Source organism: Acinetobacter celticus, from assembly GCF_001707755.1.
GTDB lineage: Bacteria > Pseudomonadota > Gammaproteobacteria > Pseudomonadales > Moraxellaceae > Acinetobacter > Acinetobacter celticus.
Genome location: NZ_MBDL01000010.1, coordinates 22,022 through 40,035, shown reverse-complemented (window position 1 = coordinate 40,035; position 18,014 = coordinate 22,022). Strand labels below are relative to the sequence as shown.

Below are 18,014 nucleotides of genomic sequence, written 5' to 3'. Positions count from 1 at the left end.
AATTTGTAAGTTAAAAATTAAAAAAAAGGAAAATGCCTTGTCTCATCCATTGATCAATGTAGAAGATTATCGCCAATTAGCAAAAGCCAATTTGCCACGGATTATTTTTGAGTCTCATCCATTGATCAATGTAGAAGATTATCGCCAATTAGCAAAAGCCAATTTGCCACGGATTATTTTTGATTATCTGGATGGGGGGGCTGAAGACGAAAAAGGTTTACAACATAACCGAACGGTATTTGATCAGTGGCGCTTTAAGCCTCAGCGTTTGGTGGATGTAAGTCAGCGTGATATTTCGTGTCAGTTATTTAATAAAATATGGGATGCACCATTTGCCATTGCACCAACAGGGTTAAATAGTTCTTTATGGCCTAACGGAGATGCCTTACTTGCTAAAAGTGCAGCCAAGGCCAATATTCCGTTTATGTTATCTACTGCTTCGAATATGTCAATTGAAGAGGTTGCCAAAAGTTGTGATGGAGAAAAATGGTTTCAACTGTATGTGGTGCATCAGGCATTGGCAGAACAAATGGCGCAACGGGCGCTTAAAGCAGGCTATACCACTTTAGTGATTACATTAGATGTTGGCGTGAATGGTTATCGAGAGCGGGATATTCGCAATGCATTTGCGCTACCATTACGTTTTTCACCACGCTTAGTGTTAGATGGCATGCTACATCCAGCTTGGTCATGGCGGTTTATTTGTAACGCTAAACCGCAATTGGCAAATTTCGTAACATCAGAGATTAATAGTCTTGAAGTGCAAGCCGCGCTAATGAGTCGGCAGATGGATGCCAGTTTCAATAGTGAAAGTCTAAAAAAAATTAGAGAAATATGGCCTCATACACTATTGGTCAAAGGTATTGTTCGTCCTGAAGATGCGTTGAAAGCAATTCAATGTGGTGCCGATGGCGTGATTCTATCAAACCATGGTGGTCGGCAATTAGATTGTAGTATTTCACCAATGGAAACATTGCATGATGTGGTTGCAAGCACTCACTCTTCAATACTCATTGATAGTGGTTTTAGACGAGGTTCAGATATTGTCAAAGCTTTGTGTTTAGGGGCAAATATGGTGTGCTTAGGACGAGCAACGTTATATGGTCTGGCTGCAAAAGGTGAGGCAGGGGTTGATGAAGTGGTACAACTCCTTAAACAAGATATAGACCGAACTTTGGCACAAATTGGTTGTCCAGCAGTGAAACAATTAAGTACGCATTATTTGACTCATGAGCAAAGTATTTAAATGGGCTATGTCTAGATAATTTTCATGATTTCAGGGAAGTAAAATATGGAACAAGATATCTTTTACATGAGTTTATTAGATATTGCTGAGAAGATTCATCGTCAAGAAATTTCTTCTGTGGAGGTGACACTACGTTTAATACAGCGTATTGAAAAACTGGATAAAAAGTTACTGAGTTATGTCACGGTATTAAAACAACAAGCCTTAGATGCGGCACAACAAGCAGATCTGGAAATTAGTCAAGGAAATATCCGTAGTCCTATACATGGTGTACCTCTTGCATTAAAAGACCTCTTTGATATGAAAGGCGTTCCTACGACAAATGGAATGACGATTGATCCTGTTATGCCCACAAGCAATGCAACTGTTGTGAATAAATTACTTGATGCTGGGGCAATCATTATAGGTAAATTAAAACTCACTGAGGCCGCATTTTCCGACCCACATCCGAATATTATTGTTCCTCTAAATCCATGGGGGGAACATCTATGGGCAGGTTCATCTTCGAATGGTTCGGCAGTTGCACTTGCAGCAGGGTTATGTTTTGGTTCGCTTGGCACAGATACAGGGGGTTCTATCCGCTTTCCATGCGCGGCCAATAATTTGACAGGTATTAAACCTACATGGGGGTGCGTAAGCCGTGCGGGTGTCTTTGAATTTGCTAGTTCACTTGATCATGTTGGCCCAATGGCGAGAAGTGTTGCGGATGCTGCGGTATTATTACAACTGATTGCAGGTCAAGACCGCAATGATGTGACTACATTTGAACAAGTTGTTCCTAACTATCTTAAAGAAATGGCGAAAGGGATCAAAGGTTTAAAAATTGGCATTGAGTATGATTTTATATTTGCTAAAGCCGATGCTGATACTCAGCGTGTTATGCGACAAGTTATTGAAACAGTTAAATCTTTAGGTGCAGAACTGATTGAAATGAATATGCCTGATACGACACCGGCTGCAATTAACTGGGCACCATTATGTGCCGTAGAAACTGCCGTAGTACATGAGCAACATTATCAGCAATTTAAAGATCAGTATGGGCCAAGTTTTTCTGGGTTTATTGAGATGGGGCAGAAAATTTTAGCGACAGAATATTTGAAACTACTTCAATTCAGACGTGATTTTAAACATAAGATCACTGCCGTCTTTGATCAGGTTGACTTAGTCCTCATGCCCGTATCTGCTTTTTCAGCATCCCTTACTAACTTATCAGACAAATTTAGTGAAGACAAAAATTTATTTGAAGGGATTGTTCGTTATACCACAGCGTTTAATTTAACAGGTCATCCGACCATTACTTTGCCGGGTGGCTTTACGCAAGAAGGGGCACCAATTGGCTTTCAATTTGTTGCCCCATATTTTCAAGAAGCTTTATTGGTACGTGCGGGGGGAGACTTCCAAAAAGTAACAGATTGGCATACCTTTCAACCGACTATATCAGACCTATAAAATTCATGATGAAGACCGTGTTTAAAACAGCTTTATTGCATAAAAGATAGATAGAGCATTTTCATAAACTCAAATCACCGCTTAAGTATTCGGTTGTTCTAATAATTTGAGTTTATGAAGTACACCGTATTTCTAGGTAAAGTATGCTTTCTTAACCGCACATTTCGGATAAAAAATTTACTTTTAAGTCATGAAACAAAAACAATATATCGACTAAATAGTATTCATTTTTCCTGATGATCTGCATTAAATCATGATTTTTTAGGCTCTAAAAACAGCCTTTATAATTAAGAAAAAATAGCTTTTTGACGTAAAACTCAGATTACTTAACTTTAGAGATATTTTTTGGGTTTATTTTTTACTTATTTGTTTGATATAACGACTTTTATATTCAACTTAAATTCAATTGCTAGTTAAGCCATTTTTTTAAATGGTTTTACCTATACGGTGTTCAGTTCGTCAATTTTATTTTGAGTCTACCAGTGTTTTTCAGGCTATCGTGGCATCACTATTTGCGGAATTTCTTCCTATATAATACAAATATATTTAACGAATTTATAATATATGCATTTGATTGTGCTTAATTTGTATTTATTATTTAAAAATATCAATAGCCATATATAGTTTGCGGTATTGGTTTTCTTAATACTAAGAAATTGATTATTATCTATTTAAAATTTGAAAACCCCAGTTTTTTGAACTGGGGTTTTCTTTTATTGGGTCTAAATACCATTATTTATAATGGATATTGAATACCTTTATCTAAGATGCTGACCCATTGGCGTTGGCTAAACTCATCAAAGTTTGCTGGGCCACCAAAGCGTCCACCATAACCTGATTCGCCCATACCACCAAAAGGGACATGATATTCATTATTAACAGTCTGATCATTAATATGAACCATGCCACTCTTAATTTTTTTGGCCAATTCAAATGCCCATGCCGTACGCGCCGTATGAATTGCCACTGCCAGTCCATATTTAGATGAATTAACAATTTCAATTGCATCAGCAATATCATCAAAAATGAGTACAGGTGCCACTGGTCCAAAAATTTCATCAGTAAAAATGGGATCATCTTTACTGATATTTGTTATGACAGTCGGATGGAAAAATAAGTTTTCACCTTTACCACCACATTCTAATATTGCGCCATTATTGACTGCTGCTTCTACCAAGTTACTGACTTTTTGGTGTTGGGCGGCATTAATTAATGGGCCTAAATGGGTATCAGGTGCGGATGGATCGCCGACATTAAGTGCTAATGCTTTTTCTTTTAATTTTTGAATATATGCATCTGCAATACTGCGATGAACCAAATGGCGTCCAGTTTGCATACAAATTTGACCCTGATGAAGGAAAGTTCCCCAAACTGCATTATTCACAGCTGTATCAAGATCAGCATCTTCACAGATAATGATGGCATTATTACCGCCGAGTTCTAATGCACATTTTTTCAATTGCTTGGCACATGCTTCGGCAATTTTCTTGCCTACACCTGTTGAGCCCGTAAAGGAAATCATATTGACTTGAGGGTGGTTGACTAATGCTTCACCAATCTGACTTTCACCGCTGAGTACTTGAAAAGTTCCTTCAGGTAATTCCGCCATTTCAAATAGCCATGCCAACAAGGCACCACCTGTAATATTACTAAACTCGGAAGGTTTTAAAATCACACTATTTCCCATTGCTAAAGCTGGAGCAATAGAGCGAATTGAAAGTAAGAGTGGGAAATTCCATGGAGAAATAACACTGACTACACCCAATGGCACACGTTGCCAAACATTGGTACGGTTTGGAATAGAGGATGGGAAAATTTCACCAGAAGAGGCCATTGGCATAGAGGCTGCCATATACAACTGTTCAATACAGGCATTGGCTTCCCAACCCGCTTTTAAGAGGGTAGAACCACATTCTTGTACATTCCATTCAATAAAGGTTTGAATGTTTTGTTCAAATAATTGTGCTGCTTTTCGCAAGATTTTGGCACGGGTTTCAAAAGTGGTATTTTTCCATGACTGTTGTGCTTGAGTTGCAATTTCAACAGAAGAATTCACATTGTTCACCGAAGCGAAAGGTACAGAAGAAATGGTTGTACCTGTAGCAGGGTTAATAATATTAAATGATGGATTTTCGCTTTTTACCCAGCTACCCTGAAAAATATGCTCTTGCCAGATTTGTTCAATTGCTTTTGCTTGAATAGTCATATTTTTATCCTTTAACCATTTGTGTTGTTGCTACAATTTTTTTTTGAGTAAATAGTCCGATTGCAATTGCACCAATCAGGCCTGGAATTGCAAAGAGGATAAAGTTTTGTTGAAATGGCAGGTTAATAGCCAAAAGATAACCGCCAAATAAAGGGCCAGAAATTGCTCCAAAACGTCCCATCGCTGCAGAAAAACTGACGCCAGTTGAGCGAATGTTTGCTGGATAAAAATCGGCAGCTAAAGTATGAATGACTGACATTGAGCCGACAGTTGCTCCACCTGCAATCATTAATAATGCACTAAGTACAAGCGTAGGTGGGTGGAAACCTAAGCAACTAATTGATGCCGCAGAAAGTAAGTAACCGAAGATGAGTGTTGATTTCGCACCCCATTTATCAGCCAGTACACCAAAAATCAATGTTCCTATAATCGCGCCAACATTTAAAGTCACAAGGAACGTGATGCTTGAACCTAAAGAATATCCGCCAACATTCATCAGTTTTGGCAACCACGTATTCAGACCGTAGACCATCAACATGACCATGGCAAAACCAGACCAGATTAATAAGGTGCCTATTGCTTTATTTTCGGTAAATAAACCAACCACAGGAATTTTTTGTTTAGATGCTGTGGTTTCAACCACATAATGCATGGCAGGTTGATGTTGATGTGCTGGATTGAATTTTTTTAGAGTTTTAACCACTTCGGATTGTTGGTTTTTCTGAATTAGATAACTAATTGACTCTGGGAAGGTTTTATACATTAAAGGAATAAGAAGAATACAGATCCCCGCAACCCAAAAGGTGGCTTGCCAACCAAAAGTAGGGATAAGGAATAAGCCTGCTAGACCTGAAATGATCGCACCAACCCCATAAAATGCTAATACTAAATTAATTAAACGGTTACGATGAGTACCAGGGGCCATTTCTTTAATAATGGTGACTAAATTAGGCACTGCTCCACCTAAACCGATGCCTGTTAATAAACGACAGATGAAAAAGGTTGTTGTGTCTTGAGCAAAGCCATTCATAGCAACAGCAAGACTCGATAGAATGGTACAAGCAATAATGATATTTTTGCGACCAAACTTATCGGCAGCCATGCCAAGTGTTACTGCACCTAGCATCATCCCCATGAGGGAAGCCGCACCTAATAGCCCAGCAGTTTGTGGCGTCAGTTGCCATTCTTTCATCAAATGAGGCAAAACTGAGCCATAAATGACCAGATCATAACCATCAAATAACATAACAATGGCACACCAAAACACCAAAATTTTATGATGTTTATTTAAGGGAGCCTTATCAATTAGGGTTGCAGCATTAATTTTTTGCATCGCGTCCGTCCTTCGCATAAAATTAAAAATGATTTAAAATTCATCGAGATGAAACATAATCAATTTTAATTTACTAATTATTCTCTTTCAGACATCCTCATCTGAATAGATTTTACTTAACAATCATATGTACTAATTTTCATGAATCATCTTATGGGGATTAAACTTATAGATCAAATTAATAAAAAATATGATTAAATATAGTTATTATCTATAGTGTTAAATGCATTATTGACGTGAGATAAACCCCTAATTTTTCGATAAAAGAGCAAAATGGTTTATTACATTGGTAAATGAATAAAAAGAGAATTAAGGTTTTTTAAATTATTTCATTCTTTTTATTTATCATGAGATAAGTAAAAAATGTGTTCACTTTATGGCTAAGACATGGAGTCATTTATGGTCGATTTAAATCTGATAAAAGTCTTTATTACAATTTTTGATACGCGTAGTGTAAGTATTGCAGCCGAACATTTAAATATTACACAGCCGTCTGTAAGTCATAGTCTATCGCGCTTAAGATATTTAATGAAAGATCAGTTGTTTACTCGAACAAAAGAGGGAATGATTCCTACTTTTTATGCGACACAGCTTTATGATTCATTGAATCAACCTTTATTAGATATTGAAAATGTCATCAATGATGTTAAGGAATTCGATTTTAATCACAGTGATCGTTGTTTTAGGGTGGCATTAACTGACATTGGTGGGCGGTATTTTTTACCTTTAATTCTTTCTCGTTTGGAGCAAATTGCACCAGAAATTTCTTTAGAAGTCGTCACTGTCGACATGAATAAGTTGTCTGATTGGTTGGTAACTGGAAAGATTGATGCTGCAATTTGTAATAAAAATTTAGAGGATAAGAATTTAAATACGCTGACCTTATTTCAAGAAAAGTATGTTTGTTTAGTTAGCAAAAATATCCAGTCAATTCAGGAGAAGTTTACATTAGAGCATTTTTTAGAAGAAAATCATGCCGTAGTTTCAGCGACAACAGGACATAGTCTAATTGAAAACTATTTAAGTAAACAAAATTTAAGACGCAAAATTAAATTAAGGGTACCACAGTTCAGTATTTTAAATGAACTGATTGAAAAGCATAATTTAATTGTGACGGTTCCGTCACGTATTGGGAAGTATTACCAGTCTAATCCTGCAATTAGGGTATTTGATGTGCCTTTTGATTTACCAGAGTTTGATGTCACTTTACATTGGCATAAAAAAACAGCCGATGTTTTAGCACAAAAATGGTTTATCAATTTTTTACAGGATACTTTATCAAATCTTTAGTCGTTATGGCTTAAATGCTTTTAATAACTAGCTATTTAAAAAATATGAATTTACAGTTTCACTATAATCTTAATCTGTGAACCGTCAATTACGACAGGAAAAAGGGTTCTTTAGACAAAGACGATTATGTGTATATGCGCGATCTACTGGAGACCGTGCTAGTGCAGTTGCAGGAATCGAATTTAGATCGTGATGAAGAAATTAAAAAGTTAAAAATATTGGTTATAAGATTAGATCATCACATCGATAGAATCCGCGCGTAGATTTCGGCATCACGTATATTATGTTCATTAGTATACTCGGCATCGTGAATATAATTTTAGAGATTCACGATGTCGAGCTGTGGCATGGTATAAAATATTATGCTGAGGCTAGGGTTTTGATAGCTACGATTTCTGTTTAGCTTTTTGGCGTAAGACATACAAATATAAGCTTTCTACTTTTTCACGTGCCCATGGAGTGGTACGTAAGAATCGCAATGATGATTTAACACTTGGATCTATGCAAAAACATCTAATTTCAATTTTACGATTTAAGCCTTCAAAGCCACCGTAGTAATCCAATAATTCATCCAAAATGTCAGCAAGTTTTTTGCCGTGTAAAGGGTCATTGGAGGTGTTCATAATAGATCAACCATATTTTGGGAGGCCATTATTATAACCTGAGCTAGTTGGAAAATGAGAGGGTTGGGATTTAAACGTAATTAACATAGAAAATTACAGCTTATCTTCCTATTTACAACAGTGCTGATGCATAAAATATTTCAAATAATTAATAATTCAAAGAAAGCTTTTTAATAAATGTACGGAATTTATGATTTAAATTCGAAATTTATTAAATTTTTCTTAGTAAAAAAAAGGCTTTGTTGCACAAAGATTTATAAATTAAAGTTCCCCATATCGCCTCAAATTTAAGTGACAACTTGAGTATGAGGCCGACCTAATTCAGTGAATTTATTGAGGACTGCTACACGTGCATGAATCTCATTGACTTGACTTTGAAAATTCCTTGCACTCAGTTTATCGCCTAATAATTTAACGCAATGCATCTTGGTTTTACCAAACTTCGACGATGGTACCCTGACCACTTTTTCCAAATGGCTCTTCCTAGGCGTTTGACTGTTTTCAATAATTCATTTCTCTGTAAAGGTCTCAGAGTTTTATCTTTCCAGAGCTTCGCATTTTTTCTTGGCGGAATCACCGCGTGTGCTTGTCGATCTGAAATTACTTGTCGGCAGTCGCCCATTGAGTAGTAGGATCAAACCAAATCGAGATATTTCCTCGATTGATTAAGACTCGATTATGAGAAGACCAATTCGTTGTACGATAGATTTTAGGTGTAGGCTTAGTCATTTGGAAATTATTTTGTTGATAAGCCTTTGATGGTAGGTTTGTGCAACAAAGCCTACTACATGTAACGAGCCCGCAGAAACCCCCATGTTTTTCCATCAGAAGTGGCAGCTTGAGTGGCTGGAATTACATAAATAAAAGCGATGGGTAAAAACAGTTTTTAAAACTAATTTCATAATATTACATTCCTTTTTTGGTTTTTATTGCTTTTTTTAGATATTAACTCCTTATAATCATTTTTTAAGGTGTTCAGTCATCAAAAAAGCAGAGCTGAAATTCCATAATGTTATAAGATGAGGAGGCTACGCTGAAAGGTTGATTTTGAGAAAAATTGATCTTTTATCAATAAGTAACGCGATGTATTTCATTGTTTAAGATGAAGCTTGTTTTTAGGTATTTAAAAATTGAATTTGGCCATGTTCAACTGTTTCCTATTCTCAAAGAGATATGGACGAAGTAAGGTACATGGCTAATTCTGGGTGTGTATAAATAGAGTGCATTTGCATGAATAAAATTAGATACTTTTTAGTTTTTACTACAGTTTTAGGGATGGGTGCTTGCGGGGGAGGTCAGGGTGATCAGTCAACAACGGCAACGGTAAAAGATATTCAGAATGAAGTGCCTGTAGGCATAATTCAATCAACGCAAGACAGCGCTATGGTTGGGGATAGCATACTTTTAGATGGTTCTGAAAGTACTGATGATAGCGCGACAACATTGAATTATCGTTGGGCAGTCGTTAAAAATCCTGAAAATAGTTTCCCAAGTTTTGGTGCTAGTACGGATAAAATATTTCATTTTATTCCAGACCGTGCTGGAGATTATGAATTGAGTTTAGTGGTAAATGATGGTCAACAAGACAGTCAAACCACCACGGTTAAAATACAGGTCTTCGCGAGAAATGTAGAACAAGTTGTTAATCCATCTGATGTGATACCAGACACTGAAAATGATGATGTATTGGTAGACAATACGGAAGAAAAGGGTAAGGTTATTTTTCGTGATGGGTTTGAGACAGGGACGATTCGTGTCGATAAATACAGTAATGATCTATCGACGTGGAATGCAATGGCCCTCCACTTTGAAAATCGTAGTTCAGCAACAATTGTTAAAGATCCTGCTGGTACAGGGCAGAATGTTGCCAAATTTATCGTGCCTGATGATGGTCAGTGTTATCGCGCGGAAATACAACGAAAGCAATTTGATTGGGGCCATTATAACTATTCTTTTTCTCACTATATTCCCTCAACATGGCCAGTATTTCAGTATGGAACAATACTGGCACAGTGGCATGGCTTTAACCTAAATGGAAAAAATTTGAATCCCCCAATAGCTTTGGTACTTTCAGGTCTAAAACCTGAGTGGCAGTTACATTTATATGAGTTGAAGCCAATGACTTCACCATTGGCAGTTCCAGAAACGCTTTTGAAGCGTTATGTCTTAGATGTACCTGTGGCATATAACCAGTGGAATGATTGGAATTTTGATATCCAATGGTCAGAACTTGATGCAAACGATCAACTGATTCCTGGGAAAGTGGTGGTGAAACATAATGGAAAAGAAGTAGCCAACATCACTGGGGTCAATAATTACCATCAAAAGTGGTCACCTTATTTCCAAATGGGCATTTACCGTTCAAGTTGGCGAGAAGGGGCGCTTAAGGACCGTGTTATCGTGGGTCAGCCTGTCGAGGCTTACCATAAAAACGTGGTGATTAAAGATCTTAATTAACAAAAATCCTGCTTTAGCCAATCATTCAATGATTTGAATCGTTGGCTTATGCTAGATAATTTTTGCAAAAAAAGCTACCATTAGACTTCTTTCATAACTCATTTTTCATTCAATTCTAAGTTGTAAATTCCAGCAATCAAATTGAATCTTAAACAAAGCCTTTTCCCTCTATTTAGATAACGCTCTGAAAGTATTCTAAAGGTCTTGAGTACACCAAATATAGTATTTCTAATATTTTTATTCTGGTTTGGGTGATTGCATATTCAGAAGAGTTGTTTTATTTAGCTCTTAAATAATTTACTTAAAATTCTTTTAAAGCTAATAGTGGTTCAATTCTAACTTTTAGAAATCCTATCCAGAGAATTGAAAACTTCGCTCGCAGATTTCGGCATAACGTATATTATGTTCATTAGGATACTTGGCATCGTGAATACAATTTTGCAGATTCACGATGTCGAGCTGTGGCAACAGATGGTTTGGGTGTAGGCCACAGTCTTGGATATTCTATTTAACTTATGTTTACCTAAATTCTAGTTCACAAAAAATTATTAAAATTTATATTTTATTTTCAATAATTTATTTAGATAAATTAATTTACTTAAAAAACATGGTTCATGAACCTAAGATTTTTATTAAAACTAAGCTTAAAACCATAAGTTCTTTCATTCGATTGAAGCTTACTCTCGTTTATTGAAGAAAAGGCATCAAACGATGCCATTTTTCTTTTTTCCCTGAATTTATTCTGCAATTTTTAAGACGACTTTGCCTTTTGCTCGTCCAGTATTCACATATTGAAAAGCATCTTTAATTTCAGTAAATGCATAAGTTTTATCAACGATTGGATTTATTTTCCCAGACTCGACTAACTTTGAAAGTTCAGATAGGTGTTGCCCATTGGGTTGCATAAATAGGAATGAATATGTAATGCCTCGTTTTTTTGCTTTATTTCGGATTGACCAACTTAAAAGAGGAATAATACATTTCAGCAACCAATTTGCATGAATTGCTTCTGCGAAATCACGATCGGGTGGACCCGATATACTGATAACTCGACCACCACGCTTAAGGACATTTAGAGATTTCTCTAAAATTTTTCCACCTTGCGTGTCTAAGACTACGTCATAGTCTTTGAGTTCCTGTTCAAAATTAGTCGTTTTATAATCAATAACAATGTCTGCGCCTAATGCTTTGACCCATTGAGCATTTTTACCACTCGTGGTCGTTGCAACAGTCGCACCTAAGTGTTTTGCAAGCTGAATAGCAATTGAGCCAACACCGCCAGAACCTGCATGAATAAGCACTTTTTGTCCTACTTGAACTTTCGCAATTTCAACCAAAGCCTGCCATGCAGTCAATGAAACAAGAGGGAGAGAGGCTGCGAGTTCCATAGAAATATTTTGAGGTTTTAGAGCCAGCGAGGATTGCTGAACTACCGTATATTCAGCAAAAGCACCATTTTGGTCAGTCTTGGCATACACCTCATCACCAGCTTTAAACTGTTTAACATTTGCGCCAACTTGAAAAACTGTACCTGCAAAATCATTACCTAAAATAAAAGGAAACTTAACAGGCAGAATAGCCTTAAATTCACCTTCTAAAACCCTTAAGTCTAGAGGATTAATACTTGCTGCATGTATTTTAACAAGTGCCTCATTTTCTGTAATCAATGGCTTAGATTGTTCATCCAGTTGTACATCATCAATATTGCCGTAACGGTTAATGTAGGCTGCTTTCATATAAGACCTCAATTGGTTCACTTTTTGTTTTAATGTTTTACACATGTAAATCTACATTAAATTTTCAAACTAGGTTGCATATCAGACTCTTTAGTTAAAACTTAAAAGTGTATTTGAGTCATCAACTATTCATTTTTTTATCATAATCTAAAAAATTAATAGTTAATACTAAAAAGATAGTGACTATTCGAAATTACGCCTGTATTGTTAGTATTAATTCGATAGTGACAATGTTTTTTCCTATTGAAGAGTGCACAGACCAGCTCAAGATATGAATAATTTCAAAAGTATGAGGTTCTTATTCTTAGGGTAGCGGTTTAGATATTAATCTTACTTTAGGAAATTCATCATGCTTGGCTTACTCAAAAAAAGTCTGATTTCAATGGCTTTAGCTGTATCAAGTTCAATCTATGCTGATGTAAATACAGCTATGACCCAGAATTCAGGAGCGATTGTAAAGACGGAAAAACAATATCAATGGACAACTGTCCCAACTCAATTTATTTCAGCTGATGGTGTTAGCTTCGCATACCGAGAGTACGGTCAGCAAAATGGTGGCACACCTGTGATCTTCTTAAATCATTTAGCTGCTGTCTTGGACAATTGGGATCCAAGAATTATTGATGGTATTGCAGCGAAACATCATATTGTTATTTTAGATAATCGTGGTGTTGGTGCTTCTACTGGCGAGCCAGCAAAGTCCATTGAACAAATGTCAGATGATGCGATTACATTTATTCAAGCGAAAGGATTTAAACAGGTTTATTTATTTGGTTTTTCAATGGGTGGCATGATTTCTCAAGAGATCGTTCTTAAACAACCAAAGTTGATTCGTAAAATGATTTTATCGGGAACTGGACCTGCTGGCGGAACTGGAATTAGTACAGTGGGTCGAGTTTCAAATTGGGATTTAGTTCGTGGAATGGCAACGCGCCAAGATCCTAAAGTTTATTTATTCTTTACTCGAACAGACAATGGTAAAGCAGTTGCGAAACAGTTTGTTCAACGTATTAATGAACGTACTGAAAATCGTGATAAAGAAATAACCATTTCAGCTTACCGTGCTCAGCTTAAAGCATTAAAAAAATGGGGAACTAAAAAACTAGCTGATCTTTCTATCATTCAACAGCCCGTATTGGTAGCGAATGGTGATCATGACCGTATGGTACCAACAGTGAATACTTACGACTTAGCAAAACGCCTTCCAAATAGCACACTCATCATTTATCCAGATGCAGGACATGGTGGAATCTTTCAGTTTCATGATGATTTCGTCAAAAAATCGCTCACTTTTTTAGCTAAATAAATTTAGATCCAATCAGATTTTAAAAATTAGGACAATCAAGATGACCGCAATTACACACCTAACTGTTGAAACACAATTTATAGAAGTCGATGGAGCAAACTTTGCCTATCGCCGATGGGGAAATTCAAATACACAGCAACCACCTTTATTTTTTCTGCAACATTTCCGTGGTGGTTTAGACAATTGGGATCCATTGATTACTGATGGATTAGCATTAGGGCGAGAAGTCATTTTGTTCAATGGTCACGGCGTCGCTTCATCTACAGGTCAGCCACGCACTCGTATTGAAGATATGGCTGATGATGCTGCCGCAGTGATTCGTGCACTGGATTTAAATCAAGTAGATCTACTCGGATTTTCTTTGGGAGGATTTCAAGCACAGGATTTAGTGCGTCGTCATCCTGAACTGGTCAGAAAATTAATGCTTTTGGGCACAGGTCCAAGAGGTGGAAAACCACGTGGTGATGACCCAGATGTACCAGCTTTAGTCTTGAAGCATGCAACCAGTGCTGTGCCTTCTGAAGAGGATTTTCTGTTTTTATTTTTTGGTCGATCACCAAAAGCAATTCAAGCAGGTCGTGAGTTTTGGCAACGTCGCCATCAACGTAAAGATCAAGATCCTGCAAGTTCAGTTGATGTTATGCAGGCTCAGATTGAAGCCAATATGTACTTTTTACCGAAGCTTGATGAACAAGATCCATTTGCGCATTTACGTGAGATTAAACAGCCGACTTTTATTCTCAATGGTGTGGATGATGTGATGATTCCGACCATCAATGCCTATCACATGGCACTGAATATTCCAAATGCACAGCTGTTTATTTATCCTGATGCAGGACATGGTGCACAGTTTCAGTATCCAGAACGCTTCGTTAAACATGCAATACAGTTTCTAGATGAGTAATCGATCAGAGTTTCCTTAGTGTTTTTTATATATTGATGAACTGAGAGCTAAAATGATGAAATTTAAATTATTACTGTGGATGCTGACCAAGTTGTTACAACGGGCTGTGAAAACTAATCCAAAATGTGCTGCATACGTGAAAGATAAAAATGTCACATTCCAAATCCAGACGGCAAATGGTGAAGGACGTTATTTTGAAGTTAAAAATGGCAAGCTAATTTCTTATGCAGGACAAACCCAATCCCCAAGCTTTACATTCACTTTTAAGAATGGCAGTACAGGTTTTGCTGTGCTATCAGCTAAAGATAGTGTCAATACGTTTCTAACTGCGCTTAGAACAGAGGATCTTGTGATTACTGGAAACTTTGTAGATGTCATGTGGTTTCAAAGTTTAGTGGACTTTCTTCAACCACATCCTAAACCATCTTCAACTATGTGAGCGAAGCCTATGAAACATCAGCAATTAAACACTAATCTTCTGAATCAGCCTTTAACTTTAACCCAATAGTACAGTTATTCCAAACCGTTTGGCAAAGGCTACAACCAGTGAAACTCTAGGGACTTATTCCAATAATCCAACGGACAAACACGTTCGTTTATCTCAACGTTGGGTCGCTTCAGCGATTGGCATGATTCTCACAGGCAATATTTTGAGTGCTTTTTATATTTATTAGCTTTGTTGGCGAATAAGTCGTGTACCAATTTCCGCACCAGTTACTTGATCAATTACGATTGGTTTAATTTCAGTACCATTTTCAGCATCAAGAAACTTAACCATTTCTTCAGAATGCTCATAAGGTTTGTGCTTACGTCCCCATGCTCCGATTACAAATAGGACTGGCAGAAAATCTTGGCCTGCTTGAGTTAATACATATTCTTCACGTGGAGGATGTTCTGAATATTGTCTTTTTTCAAGCAATCCTTCATCAACCAAAACGGATAAGCGTTTAGTTAGCATGGTGGGAGCAATACCTAAGCTTTTACGAAACTGGTCAAATCGAGTAAAACCTGTATGCGCATCACGTAATATCAACATACTCCATGAATCGCCAAGCACCGATAAACTTCTTGCGATTGGGCAGATTTCAATATTGGTATTTTTGCTCATAAGAATTAATAAATTTGAAGGTTACTACTAAAACAATAGTAACACAATCTGACTTATTCAACTATGCTTTACTTTTTAAAGAAGAGCTATTCGTCAATAACTTCTATTTTTGCTTTAATAAGTTCTCATAAATTTTATTATGTAAAACTTGATATAAAGAAGAATAAAACTTACCATATCAGTATTAATGAACTAAATTGAAAATGTTATTTATTTAACTTATGCTTACCTAAAATCTAGTTTATAATGATAATTTTATTTTTTAAATTCATCTGGTTAGAAAGTATAATTTTAAAAAATAAAAGATTTGCTCATGAACTTAGAAAGTTCAAGATCATTTTAATTAATCTACAAGAGTTTTATTGAATCCTGACCCCGTCTGATTAGCTAAGACCTTAAGCATCTCCATCGAGCACCCCGTGTAGATAATTTCCATCCAACAATTGCTCGTGAGAACACATCAATAATAAAGGCGGTATATACCCAGCCTGAATGAGTTTGAATATACGTGAATTCGGCCACCGACAAGTGATCAGGATCATCTACATTAAAATTGCGTTTTACTAAGTCGGCTACTTGTTTTTGATCATCTCAGCTAATTAGGCTCGACTATAGGATGACCAATTGGTTGTACGATAGATTTTAGGGGCAGGCTTATTCATTTTGAAATTATATTGTTGAATAAGCCTTCTAGGCTAAGTTTAAGCAACAAAGCCGTCTTTAATTCCTTAATGCGACAGAACCCTCTAGAGAGGTAATATTTAAAGCTTTAAAATTGGAGCTTAGAAAATTTTATCCAGTTTTTCAACCTTCATGCTTTCTCGATAATACTTACAGCCTTTGTACAGTAAAAATATTCCAATTACACCTGCGACAGCATTCACAATAGAAATGGAATTCCCCACCATTAAGGTGTTTTGGAAATATTTATCCGTAATTAAAGCAACAGTTGTTGTTCCTATACCAAGGGCAATGATATTTGAAATAAGCAGGAACTTGGCAGAAACTTGTGCACGTAGCTGGTTGGGTGTCAGCATTTGAGTTGCGGCTGCAGATGCCGGAATAGGGAATGTTGAGAAGAACATAGCCACAGATATCAGTGCAAATGATAAATACATGTTGTCGACTTGAGTAAACAATACACTTGGAACAATCAAGGCTGCACAGCCGATTGCGCCGGCACGTATAGCAGCATCACTATATCCACGTTTAGAGAAGAAGTCGATCAACCAGCCACAGAATAAGGCACCAGAGGTATTTGCCACTAAAATGATGCTGCCTAAGATATAACCGGTTTGACTTGCATCAAGGCCGAAGTTACGCATGTAATAAGCAGGTGCCCAGCCCAGAAGTGAATACAACATCATTGTATAAAAAGAAAAACCAATAAAATGACAGAAGAAAGTCTTTTTATGTGTCTTAATAAAGCCAATCGAGTTCTTAAAGGAAGCCTTAACAACCTGACCATCTTGACCAACTTTCATACCCTTACGAGCAGGTTCACGCACCGTCAGCACCATGAGAAGCGCAAGCAATACACCAGGTAAACCCACAATCATAAAAGTGAGTTGCCATGTCTTCACTTCACCAATCACTGGTAAAGCTACGAAACTGATATCTTTTAATAGCCCAATCACATAGCCACCAATCAGGAAAGCTAAACCTGAACCAATAAAGGCACCAATTGCATAAACACCCAGTGCACGGCCTAATTTTTCTTTAGGAAATAAATCGGCGACAATCGAATAAAATGCCGGTGAGAGTGCGGCTTCACCTGCACCGACACCCAAACGTGCCAAAAACATTTGAATGAAGTTTTTACTTAAACCACAGGCTGCCGTAGCAAAACTCCAGAAAGCAATACCTGTCGCAATAATTTTAATCCGAGATCTTCGATCAGCTAGAGCGGCAATAGGAAGCCCCATAATCGCATAAAATAATGAGAAAGCGAGCCCTTGCAATAAGCTGAACTGGGTATCACTTAGCATTAAATCGGCTTTAATTGGTTCAATCATTAATGATAAAACTTGACGGTCTACAAATGAAAGAATGTAAGCAATCATACAAACTACCACCACATACCATTGATAGGTACTATTTTCTTTGGGTGACGGAGTCTGTTCAGCAATAGGCGATACTGTTTCTATCGAGGTAGGCTCAAAACTTTGATTTTCAGGTTGAAGCGTCCTTTCAACCATTTCTATTTCTAGCAATTTATCATTCATCATGCAACATCCTATGTTGATTGTTTGAGGTGTTTATTTTGATACCTTTAATATTTATATTATTTTTAATGTGTATCATGTTTCATAATCTAGAGTTTAAATTTATTTTCGTCAATCAATTTCTACAAAGA

The 18,014-nt window shown here is 36.8% G+C and carries 13 protein-coding genes and 4 pseudogenes; 8 read left to right on the top strand and 9 right to left on the bottom strand.

The features are described 5' to 3' along the window. Positions 1-37: 37 nt before the first annotated feature. Together BBP83_RS09185 and BBP83_RS09180 are read left to right on the top strand one after the other, a co-directional pair. Entirely contained in the window at positions 38-1,246 is a 1,209-nt protein-coding gene (locus BBP83_RS09185; RefSeq protein WP_245669731.1) for an alpha-hydroxy-acid oxidizing protein, read from the top strand. 45 nt (positions 1,247-1,291) lie between these two features. Further along, positions 1,292-2,695, top strand: coding sequence for an amidase (locus BBP83_RS09180; protein WP_068887748.1), 1,404 nt, complete (start codon positions 1,292-1,294; stop codon positions 2,693-2,695). A gap of 736 nt (positions 2,696-3,431) precedes the next feature. Here BBP83_RS09180 and BBP83_RS09175 read toward each other — a convergent pair. Continuing rightward, positions 3,432-4,901 (bottom strand): aldehyde dehydrogenase family protein, encoded by a 1,470-nt coding sequence (locus BBP83_RS09175; RefSeq protein WP_068887746.1) that lies wholly within the window; start codon positions 4,899-4,901, stop codon positions 3,432-3,434. A gap of 4 nt (positions 4,902-4,905) precedes the next feature. Further along, complete coding sequence (locus BBP83_RS09170; protein ID WP_068887744.1) at positions 4,906-6,234, bottom strand: MFS transporter; 1,329 nt, start codon at positions 6,232-6,234, stop codon at positions 4,906-4,908. A 399-nt stretch (positions 6,235-6,633) separates the two neighbouring features. On the opposite strand from BBP83_RS09170, the gene BBP83_RS09165 reads away from it, so the two are divergent. Further along, positions 6,634-7,524, top strand: coding sequence for a LysR family transcriptional regulator (locus BBP83_RS09165; protein ID WP_068888557.1), 891 nt, complete (start codon positions 6,634-6,636; stop codon positions 7,522-7,524). A gap of 386 nt (positions 7,525-7,910) precedes the next feature. Here the strand turns inward: BBP83_RS09165 and BBP83_RS09160 are convergent, their stop codons facing one another. Both BBP83_RS09160 and BBP83_RS15015 read right to left on the bottom strand, forming a co-directional pair. Then, positions 7,911-8,147, bottom strand: coding sequence for a VF530 family protein (locus BBP83_RS09160; RefSeq protein WP_067724253.1), 237 nt, complete (start codon positions 8,145-8,147; stop codon positions 7,911-7,913). A gap of 287 nt (positions 8,148-8,434) precedes the next feature. Further along, positions 8,435-8,775: pseudogene (locus BBP83_RS15015) on the bottom strand (transposase); the annotation flags it as partial. A 602-nt stretch (positions 8,776-9,377) separates the two neighbouring features. On the opposite strand from BBP83_RS15015, the gene BBP83_RS09155 reads away from it, so the two are divergent. Beyond that, positions 9,378-10,604, top strand: coding sequence for a heparin lyase I family protein (locus BBP83_RS09155; protein WP_068887742.1), 1,227 nt, complete (start codon positions 9,378-9,380; stop codon positions 10,602-10,604). 98 nt (positions 10,605-10,702) lie between these two features. Here the strand turns inward: BBP83_RS09155 and BBP83_RS15010 are convergent. Together BBP83_RS15010 and BBP83_RS09150 are read right to left on the bottom strand one after the other, a co-directional pair. Next, positions 10,703-10,813: pseudogene (locus BBP83_RS15010) on the bottom strand (IS5/IS1182 family transposase); the annotation flags it as partial. 528 nt (positions 10,814-11,341) lie between these two features. Beyond that, positions 11,342-12,340, bottom strand: a complete 999-nt coding sequence (locus BBP83_RS09150) for an NADP-dependent oxidoreductase (protein ID WP_068887740.1) — start codon at positions 12,338-12,340, stop codon at positions 11,342-11,344. 430 nt (positions 12,341-12,770) lie between these two features. On the opposite strand from BBP83_RS09150, the gene BBP83_RS09145 reads away from it, so the two are divergent. The 4 genes and pseudogenes from BBP83_RS09145 to BBP83_RS15495 form a co-directional block, all read left to right on the top strand. Next, entirely contained in the window at positions 12,771-13,646 is an 876-nt protein-coding gene (locus tag BBP83_RS09145) for an alpha/beta fold hydrolase (RefSeq protein WP_245669744.1), read from the top strand. 40 nt (positions 13,647-13,686) lie between these two features. After that, on the top strand, positions 13,687-14,550 hold the full coding sequence (locus BBP83_RS09140; protein WP_068887736.1) for an alpha/beta fold hydrolase: 864 nt from the start codon (positions 13,687-13,689) through the stop codon (positions 14,548-14,550). Positions 14,551-14,602: 52 nt separating this feature from the next. Next, a complete protein-coding gene (locus tag BBP83_RS09135; protein WP_068887734.1) occupies positions 14,603-14,989 on the top strand; it encodes a helicase in 387 nt (128 codons plus the stop codon). A gap of 9 nt (positions 14,990-14,998) precedes the next feature. After that, positions 14,999-15,203: pseudogene (locus tag BBP83_RS15495) on the top strand (NADH oxidase); the annotation flags it as partial. A gap of 17 nt (positions 15,204-15,220) precedes the next feature. Here BBP83_RS15495 and BBP83_RS09130 read toward each other — a convergent pair. The 3 genes and pseudogenes from BBP83_RS09130 to BBP83_RS09125 all read right to left on the bottom strand — a co-directional run bounded on the left by BBP83_RS09130 (position 15,221) and on the right by BBP83_RS09125 (position 17,886). Continuing rightward, positions 15,221-15,658, bottom strand: coding sequence for a winged helix-turn-helix transcriptional regulator (locus BBP83_RS09130; RefSeq protein WP_068887732.1), 438 nt, complete (start codon positions 15,656-15,658; stop codon positions 15,221-15,223). Positions 15,659-16,045: 387 nt separating this feature from the next. Continuing rightward, a pseudogene (locus tag BBP83_RS15000) lies at positions 16,046-16,249 on the bottom strand (DDE-type integrase/transposase/recombinase); the annotation flags it as partial. Between the two features lie 191 nt (positions 16,250-16,440). After that, on the bottom strand, positions 16,441-17,886 hold the full coding sequence (locus BBP83_RS09125; RefSeq protein WP_068887730.1) for a spinster family MFS transporter: 1,446 nt from the start codon (positions 17,884-17,886) through the stop codon (positions 16,441-16,443). Positions 17,887-18,014: the final 128 nt, after the last annotated feature.

Bases quoted from the DNA above. Each gene is read 5' to 3' on its own strand.
- BBP83_RS09170 (WP_068887744.1), bottom strand. From the start codon at position 6,234: ATGCAAAAAATTAATGCTGCAACCCTAATTGATAAGGCTCCCTTAAAT.
- BBP83_RS09145 (WP_245669744.1), top strand. From the start codon at position 12,771: ATGACCCAGAATTCAGGAGCGATTGTAAAGACGGAAAAACAATATCAA.
- BBP83_RS09155 (WP_068887742.1), top strand. From the start codon at position 9,378: ATGAATAAAATTAGATACTTTTTAGTTTTTACTACAGTTTTAGGGATG.
- BBP83_RS09150 (WP_068887740.1), bottom strand. From the start codon at position 12,340: ATGAAAGCAGCCTACATTAACCGTTACGGCAATATTGATGATGTACAA.
- BBP83_RS09130 (WP_068887732.1), bottom strand. From the start codon at position 15,658: ATGAGCAAAAATACCAATATTGAAATCTGCCCAATCGCAAGAAGTTTA.
- BBP83_RS09180 (WP_068887748.1), top strand. From the start codon at position 1,292: ATGGAACAAGATATCTTTTACATGAGTTTATTAGATATTGCTGAGAAG.
- BBP83_RS09175 (WP_068887746.1), bottom strand. From the start codon at position 4,901: ATGACTATTCAAGCAAAAGCAATTGAACAAATCTGGCAAGAGCATATT.
- BBP83_RS09140 (WP_068887736.1), top strand. From the start codon at position 13,687: ATGACCGCAATTACACACCTAACTGTTGAAACACAATTTATAGAAGTC.
- BBP83_RS09125 (WP_068887730.1), bottom strand. From the start codon at position 17,886: ATGATGAATGATAAATTGCTAGAAATAGAAATGGTTGAAAGGACGCTT.
- BBP83_RS09165 (WP_068888557.1), top strand. From the start codon at position 6,634: ATGGTCGATTTAAATCTGATAAAAGTCTTTATTACAATTTTTGATACG.
- BBP83_RS09160 (WP_067724253.1), bottom strand. From the start codon at position 8,147: ATGAACACCTCCAATGACCCTTTACACGGCAAAAAACTTGCTGACATT.
- BBP83_RS09135 (WP_068887734.1), top strand. From the start codon at position 14,603: ATGATGAAATTTAAATTATTACTGTGGATGCTGACCAAGTTGTTACAA.